Origin of the sequence: Thermomonospora cellulosilytica (assembly GCF_014138835.1) — a bacterium.
GTDB classification, from domain to species: domain Bacteria; phylum Actinomycetota; class Actinomycetes; order Streptosporangiales; family Streptosporangiaceae; genus Thermomonospora; species Thermomonospora amylolytica.
In genome coordinates this window covers 5753282-5765457 of sequence record NZ_JACJII010000001.1, presented here as the reverse complement: position 1 = coordinate 5765457, position 12176 = coordinate 5753282, and the positions used below count along the sequence as shown (strand labels likewise).

9 protein-coding genes are annotated in these 12176 nt (G+C 74.9%); 6 read left to right on the top strand and 3 right to left on the bottom strand.

Annotated features, from left to right (window positions below):
- Positions 1–26: 26 nt before the first annotated feature.
- Positions 27–728: a TetR family transcriptional regulator gene (locus HNR21_RS27160; RefSeq protein ID WP_182707437.1), complete on the top strand. Its 702-nt coding sequence runs from the start codon at positions 27–29 to the stop codon at positions 726–728.
- Here the strand turns inward: HNR21_RS27160 and HNR21_RS27155 are convergent.
- From HNR21_RS27155 to HNR21_RS27145, 3 genes are all read right to left on the bottom strand, one after another.
- Positions 688–2100 carry a YlbE family protein gene (locus tag HNR21_RS27155; protein ID WP_182707436.1) on the bottom strand — a complete coding sequence of 471 codons (1413 nt, stop codon included), beginning with the start codon at positions 2098–2100 and terminating at the stop codon, positions 688–690. The two genes, HNR21_RS27160 and HNR21_RS27155, sit on opposite strands and share 41 nt — an antisense overlap.
- The gene (locus HNR21_RS27150; protein WP_182707435.1) at positions 2100–3578 is read right to left on the bottom strand and encodes an AllF/FdrA family protein; all 1479 of its coding nucleotides are present in this window, start codon (positions 3576–3578) and stop codon (positions 2100–2102) included. Before HNR21_RS27150 ends, HNR21_RS27155 begins: the two co-directional genes overlap by 1 nt.
- Before the next feature lie 72 nt (positions 3579–3650).
- Positions 3651–4643, bottom strand: coding sequence for an oxamate carbamoyltransferase subunit AllH family protein (locus HNR21_RS27145; RefSeq protein ID WP_312881327.1), 993 nt, complete (start codon positions 4641–4643; stop codon positions 3651–3653).
- Positions 4644–4817: 174 nt separating this feature from the next.
- On the opposite strand from HNR21_RS27145, the gene HNR21_RS27140 reads away from it, so the two are divergent.
- The 5 genes from HNR21_RS27140 to cutA all read left to right on the top strand — a co-directional run bounded on the left by HNR21_RS27140 (position 4818) and on the right by cutA (position 12123).
- The gene (locus tag HNR21_RS27140; RefSeq protein WP_119729762.1) at positions 4818–6569 is read left to right on the top strand and encodes a PucR family transcriptional regulator; all 1752 of its coding nucleotides are present in this window, start codon (positions 4818–4820) and stop codon (positions 6567–6569) included.
- A gap of 180 nt (positions 6570–6749) precedes the next feature.
- The gene (locus tag HNR21_RS27135) at positions 6750–8213 is read left to right on the top strand and encodes a uracil-xanthine permease family protein (RefSeq protein ID WP_182707434.1); all 1464 of its coding nucleotides are present in this window, start codon (positions 6750–6752) and stop codon (positions 8211–8213) included.
- Between the two features lie 6 nt (positions 8214–8219).
- Positions 8220–9098 (top strand): FAD binding domain-containing protein, encoded by an 879-nt coding sequence (locus tag HNR21_RS36450; protein ID WP_182707433.1) that lies wholly within the window; start codon positions 8220–8222, stop codon positions 9096–9098.
- Positions 9095–9595 (top strand): (2Fe-2S)-binding protein, encoded by a 501-nt coding sequence (locus tag HNR21_RS27125; protein WP_182707432.1) that lies wholly within the window; start codon positions 9095–9097, stop codon positions 9593–9595. Before HNR21_RS36450 ends, HNR21_RS27125 begins: the two co-directional genes overlap by 4 nt.
- Before the next feature lie 119 nt (positions 9596–9714).
- Positions 9715–12123 carry an aerobic carbon-monoxide dehydrogenase large subunit gene (cutA, locus tag HNR21_RS27120; RefSeq protein WP_182707431.1) on the top strand — a complete coding sequence of 803 codons (2409 nt, stop codon included), beginning with the start codon at positions 9715–9717 and terminating at the stop codon, positions 12121–12123.
- Positions 12124–12176 lie beyond the last annotated feature (53 nt).

Genomic DNA, 12176 nt, shown 5'->3' with positions numbered 1-12176 from the left:
CAGCATGTACGGCGTATAGTCGTCAAGTGGCATCGGACAGGCTGACGCGGGACACGGTCGTGGCGCGGGCGCTGGAGCTCGCCGACGCGGAGGGGATCGAGGCGGTCACCATCCGGCGGCTGGCCCAGCGGCTGGGCGTCACGCCGATGGCCCTGTACTGGCATTTCAAGAACAAGGACGAGCTGCTGGTGGGGATGTTCGACGCCGTCTTCGCCCAGCTCGCCGACGCGCCCGACCCCGGCGACTCCTGGCGGCGCGGGCTGCGCGCCATGGTGACGGCGCTGGTCGAGGTGATGCGGCGGCACCGCTGGATCACCGGGCTCAAGCAGACCGCGGCCAAGCGGGGCACGCAGAACTTCCATCGCGCCACGGACCGGGCGCTGGCCCTGCTGACCGAGGGCGGCTACCCGCCCGAGCGCGCCTTCCAGGTCGCCTCGTACCTGCTGAACGGCGTGACGGCGCTGGTGGCCGGAGACCCGTCGGGCCCGCCGGGAATGTCGCCCGCCGAGGCCGAGCTGTGGCGGCGCGCGAACCGGCTGGAACTGGAGTCCCTGCCCCCCGGGGAGTACCCCTGCCTGGTCGAGTACGGCCGGCTGGTGGCGGAGAACCCGGACGTGGAGGGCTACTACGCGTTCGGCGTCGACCTGCTGATGGCGGGGGTCGAGGCGATGGCCCCCGGCGACCCGGTCAGCCCGCCAGCCTCGCCAGCGCCCGCAGAGCCTCGCTGAACGCCTCGGCGGGCGGGTCCACCAGCCCGGCCCCGACCTGGCCGGTGCCCGCCACCCGGCCCGCCATCCCGGTGTTGATCACCGGCAGGATCCCGGTGCGCACCACCCGGGTCACGTCGATGCCCGCCGGGGTGCCCCGGAACGACAGGATCGGCACCTGGAACACCGGGTGCTCGGCCAGCGTGATCTCGTACATCCGGTGGGTGGCGGCCAGCGCGTCGGGCACCTGGCCGCCCACGAACCGCACGATCGCCGGGGCCGCCGCCATCGCGAACCCGCCCAGCCCGGTGGTCTCCATGATGGTCGAGTCGCCGATGTCGGGGTTGGCGTCCTGCGGCCCGTACGAGCCCAGGAACAGCCCGTCCGGCACACCCGCCGGGCCGGTGAACCAGCGGTCGCCGGTGCCCGACACCTGGATCCCGAAGTCGGTGCCGTTGCGGGCCATCGCCACCACCATGCTCGACCCCGGCACCCCGCGCGCCGCGTCCGCGCCGACCTTGGCCGCCGCCATCGCCAGGTTCAGGTAGAAGTGGTCGTTGCCGTTGACGAACCGCAGCACCTCGGCCACGTCCGAGGCCGGCGCGCCGGCGGTGATGATGTCGGCGGCCAGCTCCCGCACCAGCAGCGACGTCGCGGCCCGGTTGCGGTTGTGCAGCTCGTCGCCCATCTGCAGGGCCTGCGCGGTGATCGCGGTCAGGTCCACCGGGCCGTGCCGGCGCACCGCGTCCCGCAGCACCGGGCCGAGCACCGCGCCCATCCAGCGCAGCCGCTCGATCACCTCCGGCCCGTACGCCCCGTACCGCAGGACCTTGCCCAGGCCCTCGTTGAGGGAGCAGTACGACCGGCGCGCCCGCCCGTTCTGGTCGTCCTCGACGACGAACATCTGCATCGACGGGCTCACCACGCCCGCCATCGGCCCGACCGCGCCGTGGTGGTGGCAGGAGTCCAGCGTCGCCGTCCCGGCCTCCAGCGCCCGCTCGGCCTCCTCGGGGGAGGAGGCCAGGCCCTCCAGCAGCATCGCGCCGACCAGTGCGCCGCGCATCGGCCCGGACGCCCGTTCCCACTCCAGCGGCGGCCCGGCGTGCAGGAACGTCCCCTTTTCCAGCCCCAGCACCTCGCTCGCGGGCCGGACGTCCACCAGCCGCGGACGGGCGGCCAGCATCCGCTCCACCGCCGTGGCGTTGGCCGCGGCGTGCCGCGGGTCGCCGAGCACGGCGTTCAGCGCGTCCACCGCCCAGTCCGGCGGGGGCCGCCAGTCCACCCGCTCGACCCGCACCGCCTGCTGCTGCAGCGCCTCGGCCAGGATCGGCGCGCCCGCCGCCACCACCTTCGGCTCGCCGCCCAGCAGCCCGCCCAGCCGCGCCCCGTCCATCACGCGCCCTCCAGGTGTCGCCCGTGCGCGGCCGCGGCGGCCCGGCCGCGGGCCAGCCTGGCCGCATGGCGCGCGGCCTCGGCGTTGGAGGCGAACACGTCCGCGCCCGCCGCCTGCAGCGCCGCCGCCTGCCGGTCCCGGTCCTGCGGGTCGGCCGGCGTCCCGCACAGCGACACCACCACCCGCAGGTCCGGCCGCCGCGCCAGCGCGTCCTCGATCGCCGGGGCCAGCAGCGCCGCCGGGTCCGGGTCGGCCCCGTACCCCAGCACCACGTCCATCAGCACCACCGCGCACGCCGGGTCGGCGGCCTCGGCGGCCAGCCGTTCCAGCCGCAGCGTCGGGTCGATCATCGGATGCGCCCGGCCCCGGGTGTACTCGTCGTCGCCGAAGTCGGTGAACGCGTGCCCGGAGACCGGGTCGGGGCCCAGCTCGCGGCGGGCGACCAGCGCCGCCTCCGCGCACAGCGTGCCGCCGGCGAACAGCCCGCGCAGCGCGCCCGGCGACGGCGGCCCCGGAGGCGGGGGCGCGGGCCAGGACGGCCACCGCGGCACGTCGCGGCCCAGCGCGCGCAGCACCTTCGCGGTGGCGTCGGTCAGGTCGGCGGCGTCCTCGCCGAGCATCGCGAACGTCACCGGGGTGTCCAGCCGGCGGGCCGCCGAGTGCACCAGGTCGGCCACCCGGGAGGCCGGCGGCTTGGTCACCACCGCGATCATCTCGGTGGCCGGGTCGGCGTCCAGCGCGGCCAGCGCCGCCAGCGTGGACCGCCCGCTGACCTCGGCGGACAGGTCCCGGCCGCCGACGCCCAGCACGTGCCGCACGCCCACCCCGGCGGTGTCCAGCAGGCACATCATCTGCTGCGCCCCGGTGCCGGAGGCGGCCACGATGCCGACCGGGCCGGGCCGCACCGCGTTGGCGAAGCCCAGCCCCACCCCGCCGATCATCGCGGTGCCGCAGTCCGGCCCCATGACGATCAGGCCGCGCCGCCCGGCGGCCTCCTTGAGCGCGATCTCCTGGTGCAGCGGGACGTTGTCGCTGAACACCATCACGTTCAGCCCGGCCGCCAGCGCGTCCATCGCCTCGGCGAACGCGTACCGGCCCGGCACCGACACCAGCGCCAGCCCGCCGCCCGGGTCCGCCAGCCGCCGCGCCGCGGCGCCCGTGGTCCGGGCCGGGACCGCCTCCGGCGCCCCGCCGGCGGCGGCCGGCGCGGGCGCTTCGGCCAGCAGCCCGTCCAGCGCCTCCCAGGCGGCCCGCACGGCCGCCTCGTCCTCCCCGCGGATCGCCACCACCAGGTCGTTCGGGCCCGCCCCGGCGGGCACCGTGAACCCCTGCTGCACCAGCAGGTCGAGGTTGAGCCCGGTGGCCATCGCGACGGTCGCCGCGGTCACCCCCGGACGCTGCGCCAGGGCCCGGCTCACCCGCAGCAGGGTGACCGAGTCGCGATAGATCCCGCCGCGCACCTCGACCCGGGTGTTCATGGCATCGCTCCGCTCCATGGGGTCATGCGTGTTGCCCGCTCGCCCGCGGCGCGCCGCGCGCCGCCGGCCCGCTCATGCGGTCGCCCGGTCGTCCTTCCGGGCCGCCAGCGCCAGGGCCAGCACGGCGCGGCAGCCCGCCAGCAGGCCGAACGCCAGGTCCGCGCCGGAGGTGTGGCCGGCGGCCAGCAGCCGGCGGGCGGCCGGGGCCGTCTGCTCGTGCCCGGCCACCGCGCGCAGCACCGCGGCCACCTCGGCGCTGGCCTGGCCCGCGGCGGCGCAGTGCAGCAGGCTGGCGGCCAGCGTGGTGGTGCGGGTGTCGGCGTCGGCGGTGACCGCGGCGCCCAGCCAGTCGGCCAGCCAGCCCGCGGTGCCGCCGTGCTGCACCGACGAGCTCAGCGTGCGCAGCGCCACCAGCAGCCCGGCCAGCACGTCGTCGCCGCTGGGGGTCAGCCCGGGGCCCAGCCCCACGATCCGCTCGGCGGCCTCCACCGCGCCCGCCAGGTCCCCGGCGGCGCACCGGGCCGCCAGCAGCGGCGGGTCGGGGTGCCCGGCCAGCCCGAACCGGGATCCGGTGACGGCGGCCTCCAGGTCGCGGACGCCGCGGTCCAGCCGGGCCAGCGACAGCGGGCCCAGCGCGGGCGAGGGGTCCCACCAGCGGCGTACCCGGACCCGCAGCGGGCCCACCTCGACATGGCCGTCGCCCGCCCACGCCTCGGCGCCCTCGTCGATCCCCTCCAGCGGCCGGTCGCGGCTGCCGGCGGCGATGACGACGGCGTTCGGCAGCCGTACCGCGTCGCTGGTCGCCACGGCCAGCACCCGGGGCTCGACGGGCGCCCGGGTCTCCAGGTAGACGGCCGAGGGGAACGCGGCGATCACCCGGGCGGGGACCCGGGGCGCGTCGAGCAGATGGCGCAGGCCGGTGCCGGCCGCGCCGGGGATGACCGGGCCGGCGGTCCGGGCGGCGCCCGGCTGGACGGAAGCGGCGGATCGCGCCGGGCCCGCGAGCGGAGGCCGGGGCCGCTGCCGGGTAGGCAGGGCGACCGGCTCACGCATGACGGCAGTCACAAGCCCTCCAGTCGTTGTTTTCTGGGAAACGTAGACCCCGGCCTAGGCCGGACGTATGGGGAAAGCTGCCAAGCCTGGTTGCCAGCCTTCGTATTTCTTGTCAGTGTTGACCGCGAAAATCAACAGGCGCGCCCTGGATCGGGGACCGCACGCACCGGCAGGAGAACCCTGGCAATGCTTCCCGACAAGCTCACCGATCGCGCCTACGCCGCCGCCGACCTGGGCCCCCCGGCGCTGCGGCTGGCCAGCACCGGCACCCTCACCTACGGGCTGTCGGTGGGGGAGGTGCTCGGGGTGTCCACCCTCAAGGGGGCCCGGCTGATCGGCGGGCGGTCCGGGCTGGACCGCATCGTGCAGCGGCTCAACGTCATGGAGGTCCCCGACATCCTGGCCTGGGTCAAGCCGAACGAACTGCTGCTGACCACCGGCTACCCGCTGCGCAACACCCCGCAGGCGCTGGAGAACCTGGTCGCCGACCTCGACGAGCGGGGCCTGTCGGCGCTGGCGGTCAAGCTCGGCCGGTACCTGGACGGGCTGCCGCCGCAGATGATCGAGCAGGCCGACCGGCTGGGCTTCCCGCTGATCCTGCTGCCCGGCGACGTGGGCTTCGACGACATCCTCAACCAGGTCCTCACCGACATCCTCAACCGGCAGGCGGCCGTGCTGGCGCGCACCGAGGAGGTGCACCGGGCGCTGGTGCAGATCGTGCTCGGCGGCGGGGGCCTGCAGGAGGTGGTGGACGAGGTCGCCGCGCTGCTGGAGGTGGCGGTGGTGGCGATGGACGGCGACCGCCGGATGCTGGCCGGGTCGGGTCCCGAGGACCAGTTGCAGGCGATGCTGGACTGGGACGGCCCCGAGCACGCCTCCGGGCCGGTGCTGTCCGGCCGGCACCTGATGGTGCCGGTGCTGGCCGGGGGGTTCGACCACGGCCGGATCATCGCGCACCGCCCCGCCGGGGGGCTGCGCGAGACCGACGTGGTGGGGATCTTGGAACGTGCCGCGACCGTGGCGGCGCTGCTGATCACCAAGCAGCAGGCGGTGGCCGCGGTGGAGAGCAAGTACCGCGCCGACTTCCTGCGCGACGTGCTGGCCGGGCGGGCCGGCGAGGACGACGGGATCATCGCGCACTGCGCCGGGTTCGGCTGGGACCTGGACCGTCCCATGGCGGTGCTGGTCGCCGAGCTCGACGACCGGGGCGCGGAGGGCCGCGGCCGCGGCGAGCCGGCCGGGGGCGGCGCCCGTTCCGCGCGCGGGCGCGGCGACGACGAGCGGATGGTGCAGGAACGGCTGGCGCAGGCGTGGACGACGGTGGTGCGGCGGCACGACCGGCGCGGCGCGGTGGTCAGCTTCGCCCACGAGGTGGTCGCCATCGTCGGGGCCGGCGGGCCGGGCGGCGACGGGCCCGCCGGATCGGCCGCCCCGGATCCGGCGGTGCTGGTCAAGGAGGCCACCGCGGTGTTCTGCGAGCCGCACGGCCAGCGCCGCACGTTCTCCACCGGGATCAGCCGCACGGTGACCTCCCCGGCGGGGCTGCCGGAGGCGTACGAGCAGGCGGTCAAGGCGGTCCGGGTGGGCCGGCAGATGCACGGGGCGGGCGCCCGCGCCCACTTCGACCAGCTCGGCGTCTACCGGCTGCTCAGCCTGGTGTCCGACCCGGCCGAGCTGCACGTGTTCGTCCGCGAGACGCTGGGCGAGCTGGCCACCGACGACGATCCGGAGGCGGTGGACCTGCGCCGCACCCTGCAGGTGCTGCTGGACACCAACCTGAACGTCGCCGAGACCGCCCGGCAGCTGCACTTCCACTACAACACGCTGCGCTACCGGATCGGGAAGCTGGAGCGGATGCTCGGCCCGTTCACCGAGGACGCCCACCTGCGCCTCAACCTGACGCTGGCGCTGCACGTGCTGCGGATGCGGGGCATCTGAGCTGCCGGTTAACACGGATGTGATCTGGGGCACACCGACTTGCCAAGGGGATGGCGGGCCTTTGGCACAAGTCGCCGAGGACTCCGTGCCGCGGCCCTTCTATGTTCCCGCCAAGGACAGGCGTCGCGGCGGGTCACGGGCGGGGGACCTGGCCCTTCCGCCGAGACCGAGGGAGAACAGATGGCATTCGGCTGGAAGGTGCACGGCGACGGGCGCCGCCCCGCGCCGGGCGATGTGGTCAGGCCGGACGAGCGGCTGACCTGGCCGCGCACCGTGGGGCTGGGGGCGCAGCACGTCATCGCCATGTTCGGCGCGACGTTCGTGTTCCCGCTGGTGATGGGGCTGGACCCGAACCTCGCGGTGATGATGTCCGGGGTCGCCACGATCCTGTTCCTGCTGATCGTGCAGGGCCGGGTGCCCAGCTACCTGGGCACCAGCGCCTCGTTCGTGGGCGGCGTGTTCGCCATCCGGGCCGGGGTGGACACCGCGCAGACCGACGCCTGGGTGACCGGGGCGATCCTGGTCGCCGGCCTGGTGCTGGCGCTGGCCGGCCTGGCGATCCACTTCCTCGGCCAGCAGATCATCCACCGGGTGTTCCCGCCGCCGGTGACCGGCGCGGTGGTGATGCTGATCGGCTTCGGGCTGGCGTTCGTGGTGGCCGACACCTACTGGCCGCAGGACCACTGGGTGGCGCTGATCACCATGACGTTCGTGTTCGTGGTGATGGTCGCCTTCCGCGGGTTCGTCGGCCGGATCTCGATCCTGCTGGGGCTGGTGTTCGGGTTCGCGCTGTCGTGGGTGCTGGACCTGTTCGGGCAGGTCACCTCGGTGGTGCCGGGCGCCAACCTGCGCGGTCCCGACGGGCGGCCGTGCCCGGCCGAGGGGCCGTACTGCGTGGCCACCCCGTTCCCGCACGACCGGGTGGACTTCTCCGGGGTCGAGAAGGCCGCCTGGTTCGGGCTGCCGGACATGCACGCCCCCGACTTCAGGATGTCGGCGATCCTGCTGGTGCTGCCCGCGGTGATCGCACTGATCGCCGAGAACACCGGGCACGTCAAGGCGGTCGGCGAGATGACCCGCACCGACCTGGACCCGATGATCGGCCGGACGATCTTCGCCGACGGCGCCGCCACCGTGGTCACCACCTCGGTCGGCGGCTCGCCCACCACCACCTACGCCGAGAACATCGGGGTCATGGCCGCCACCCGGGTCTACTCCACGGCCGCCTACTACGTCGCGGCGGTCATCGCGATCCTGTTCGGGCTGTGCCCCAAGTTCGGCGCGCTGATCGCGGCCACGCCCGGCGGCGTCCTCGGCGGCATCACCGTGATCCTGTATGGCATGATCGGCCTGCTCGGCGCCAAGATCTGGGTGGAGGCCCGGGTCAACTTCGCCGACCCGGTCAACATGGTGCCGATCGGCGCCGGGATCATCCTGGCCATCGGCCCGGTGGTGCACCCCATCACCGACGACTTCACCCTGGAGGGCATCGCGCTGGGCACCATCGTGGTGCTGGCCGGCTACCACCTGCTGCGGGCGATCGCCAACCGGGCCGGCGGCGGCGAGGTCTCCTACGGCGAGATCGGCTTCGAGAAGGACCCCACCGGGGCGGCCGGGGACTCCGGCAGGGAAAGGCCGGTGTAGCGGACCGTGAAACCACCGCCGTTCGACTACCGGGCCCCCCGCACCCTCGACGAGGCGCTGGCCGACCTCGCCGAGGGCGGCAAGGTCCTGGCCGGGGGCCAGAGCCTGATCCCGCTGCTCAACATGCGGCTGGCCGCCCCCGACCGGCTCGTCGACATCAACGGCGTCGCCGGGCTGGACGCCCTGGAGGTGACCGCGGCGGGCGTCCGGGTGGGGGCGCTGGCCCGGCACGCGGCGGTGGAGCGTTCCGACGAGGCGGCGGCCGTGCAGCCGCTGCTGCGCCAGGCGCTGCGGCACGTGGCCCACCCGGTGATCCGCAACCGCGGCACCGTGGTGGGCAGCCTGGCGCACGCCGACCCGGCCGCCGAACTGCCCGCCGTGCTGGCGCTGCTGGACGGCCACGTCGAGGCGGCCTCGGCGGCCGGGCGGCGCACCATCGCCGCCGCCGACTTCTTCACCGGCCCGCTGGAGCCCGCGCTGGAACCCGGCGAGCTGGCGGTCGCCGCGTTCTTCCCCGCCCTGCCGCCGCAGACCGGCACCGCGTTCGCCGAGGTGGCCCGCCGGCACGGCGACTACGCGCTGGTCGGGGTGGCCGCGATGGTCGCCCTCGACGACGACCTGCGGGTCCGCGCCGCCCGCGCCGCCTACCTCAGCGTCGCCGACACCCCCCTGGTGCTGGACCTGGCCGAGCCCGCCGCACAGGGGCAGGCGGGCCGCCCGCCGGGAGCGGCGGACTGGTCGGCCGCGGCCGCCTACGCCGCCGAACGGGTGGACCCCGACGGCGACATCCACGCCGGGGCCGACTACCGCCGCCACCTGGCCGGCGTGCTCACCGGACGCGCGCTGGCGGAGGCGGCCCGCAACGCACTGCCGGGAGGATCATGAGCGGCGAACCGACCTTCGAGATCGCGATGACCGTCAACGGGGTGCGGCGCAGCGCGCGGGCCCCCGCCCGGCGGCTGCTGTCGGACTTCCTGCGCCACGACCTGGGCCTGACCGGCACCCACGTGGGCTGCGAGCACGGCGTGTGCGGCTGCTGCACCGTGCTGATGGACGGGGAGCCGGTCCGCTCCTGCCTGACGTTCGCCGTCACCGCCACCGGCCACGAGATCACCACGGTCGAGGGGCTGGCGTCCGAGGACGGGGAGCTGTCGCCGGTGCAGCGGGCGTTCCAGGAGTGCCACGGCCTGCAGTGCGGCTTCTGCACCCCCGGGTTCCTGTGCACGGTCACCGCGCTGCTGCGCGACAACCCGCGCCCCACCGACGAGGAGGTGCTGGAGGGCATCTCCGGCAACCTGTGCCGCTGCACCGGCTACCAGAACATCGTCAAGTCCGTCCATCGCGCCGCCGACCTCATCGCCGAGAGCGGGGAGACCCCATGAGCGAGCCGGAGGACCGCGGCGCGGCCCTGAGGAGGAGCGCGCGGAGCGAGGAACGAGTGAGCACGCGACGACGAAGGGCCGCGCCTCACGGCGGTCCGCAGGCGAGCGGGGGATAGGTCATGAGCACGTCCATGTTCGGGGAGCCGATCGCGCGGCGGGAGGATCCCAGGCTGCTGACCGGGCAGGGCCGCTACCTGGACGACCTGGGGCGGGACGCGCTGGCGGCGGCGTTCGTGCGTTCGCCGCACGCGCACGCCCGCATCACGGGGATCGACGTGGACGACGCGCTCGACGTCGACGGGCTGGTGGCGATCTACACCTACGAGGACCTGCCCGGCCAGGTGGGGGACCCGCTGCCGCTGCTGATCCCGCATCCGGCGCTCACCCACGGCCGCACCGGCTACCCGCTGGCCCGCGACGTGGTCCGGTACGTGGGGGAGCCGGTGGTCATGGTGGTGGCCCGCGACCGCTACCTGGCCGAGGACGCCGCCGAACGGATCCGCGTCGACTACGAGGTGCTGCCCCCGGTCGTCGGGATCGAGAACGCGGCGGCGGCCGAGCACCTCGTGCACGACGACGTTCCCGGCAACGTGGGGGCGCACTTGGTGCAGGAGGTGGGCGACGCGCCCGCCGCCATCGAGAACGCCCCGCACCGGCTGGAGTTCCGCCTCGACATCGAGCGCAGCGCGTCGATGCCGCTGGAGGGACGCGGCGTGTACGCCCGCTGGGACCCCGACGACCGGTCGCTGCGGGTGTACTCCTCCACCCAGACCTCCACCAGCGTCCGCATGGCGCTGGCCGCCCGGCTCGGCCTGCCCAAGACCAAGATCGAGGTCATCGCCCCCGACGTGGGCGGCGGCTTCGGCGTCAAGGTGGTCCACCCGTGGCCCGAGGAGGTGCTGGTGCCGTGGGCGGCGCGGCTGCTCGGCCGGGAGATCAAGTGGACCGAGGACCGCCGCGAGCACTTCGTGGCCGCCGCCCACGAACGCGGCCAGGTGCAGCACGTGCGGGTCGGGTTCGACGACGCGGGGCGGATCCTCGGGCTGGACGTGACGATCCTGCACGACCACGGGGCCTACACGCCGTACGGGATCATCGTCCCGATCGTCACCTCCACGCAGCTCCTCGGCCCCTACAAGCCGGGGGCCTACCGGGTGGAGTTCACCAGCCTCTACACCAACACCGTCATCGTGACCCCGTACCGGGGCGCCGGACGGCCCCAGGGCGTGTTCTGCATGGAGCGGACGATGGACAAGATCGCCGCCCATCTGGGGCTGGACCGGGCCGAGGTGCGCGCGGCCAACTTCATCCAGCCCGACGAGTTCCCCTACGACCAGGGCCTGACGTTCCAGGACGGGCGCCCGCTGATCTACGACTCCGGCGACTACCCCCGGATGCTCGACATGATCAAGGAGCTGATCGGCTGGGACGGCTTCGAGGCCGAGCGGGAGGCGGCGCGGCGCGCGGGACGCCGGATCGGCATCGGGCTCGGCTGCTACGTGGAGGGCACCGGCGTCGGCCCGTACGAGGGCGGGCACGTCGAGGTCGACTCCACCGGCCGGGTGCACGTGGCGACCGGCCTGACCTCCCAGGGGCAGGGCCATCAGACGGTGTTCGCGCAGATCGCCGCCGCCGAGCTGGGGGTGCCGATCGAGGACGTGACGGTCACCACCGGCGACACCCGCCGGTTCGGGTACGCGGTCGGCACGTTCGCCTCCCGGGCCGCCGTGATGAGCGGCAACGCCATCGCGCTGGCCTGCCGCAAGGTCCGCGAGAAGGCGCTGCGGATCGCCGGGGAGGCGCTGGAGGCCGACCCCCGCGACCTGGAGATCACCGACGGGGTGGTGCACGTCCGCGGCAACCCGTCCGCGGCGATCCCGCTGCGCACGGTGGCGGTGCTGTCCAACCCGCTGCGGTACGCGTTCGACGAGGAGGCCCGGCGCGCCACCCAGTTCGCGGTGGGCGGGTCGTCGGACGAGCCGCCGGTCCCGGCGGGGGAGGAGCCGGGGCTGGAGGGCCGCGACTACTACTCGCCGGTGCGGTCGACGTTCGCCTCGGGGATGCACGCCGCCGTCGTGGAGGTGGACCCGGACACCGCCGAGATCCGCATCCTGCGGTACGCGGTCGTGCACGACTGCGGCCGCCTGATCAACCCGCGGATCGTGGAGGGCCAGATCCACGGGGGAGTGGCGCAGGGCGTCGGCGGGGCGCTGTACGAGCGGATGGTCTACGACGAGTCCGGCCAGTTGCTCAACGCCTCGTTCATGGACTTCCTCATGCCGTACGCGACCGAGGTGCCGCGGATCCGGACCGGGCACATGCAGACGCCGTCGCCGCTGAACCCGCTGGGCATCAAGGGCGCGGGGGAGGCCGGGGTGATCCCGGTGTCGGCGGTGATCGCCTCCGCCGTCGAGGACGCCGAGGGCATCCGGATCGACGCCATGCCGCTGTCCCCGGACGGGCTGTTCCGGCTGCGCCGGAGGGCCGCCGCCGACCCGGGCCTGCGGGTGGGGCGCGTCGCCGTCTGAGGCGGGCGACGCGGGGCGGACGGCCGGCAGGGCCCGTCTGGGAGCGGGGGACC

Coding starts and splice junctions, on each gene's coding strand:
- HNR21_RS27155 (WP_182707436.1), bottom strand. CDS start 2,100: ATGGACGGGGCGCGGCTGGGCGGGCTGCTGGGCGGCGAGCCGAAGGTG.
- HNR21_RS27150 (WP_182707435.1), bottom strand. CDS start 3,578: ATGAACACCCGGGTCGAGGTGCGCGGCGGGATCTATCGCGACTCGGTC.
- HNR21_RS27140 (WP_119729762.1), top strand. CDS start 4,818: ATGCTTCCCGACAAGCTCACCGATCGCGCCTACGCCGCCGCCGACCTG.
- HNR21_RS27135 (WP_182707434.1), top strand. CDS start 6,750: ATGGCATTCGGCTGGAAGGTGCACGGCGACGGGCGCCGCCCCGCGCCG.
- HNR21_RS27125 (WP_182707432.1), top strand. CDS start 9,095: ATGAGCGGCGAACCGACCTTCGAGATCGCGATGACCGTCAACGGGGTG.
- cutA (WP_182707431.1), top strand. CDS start 9,715: ATGAGCACGTCCATGTTCGGGGAGCCGATCGCGCGGCGGGAGGATCCC.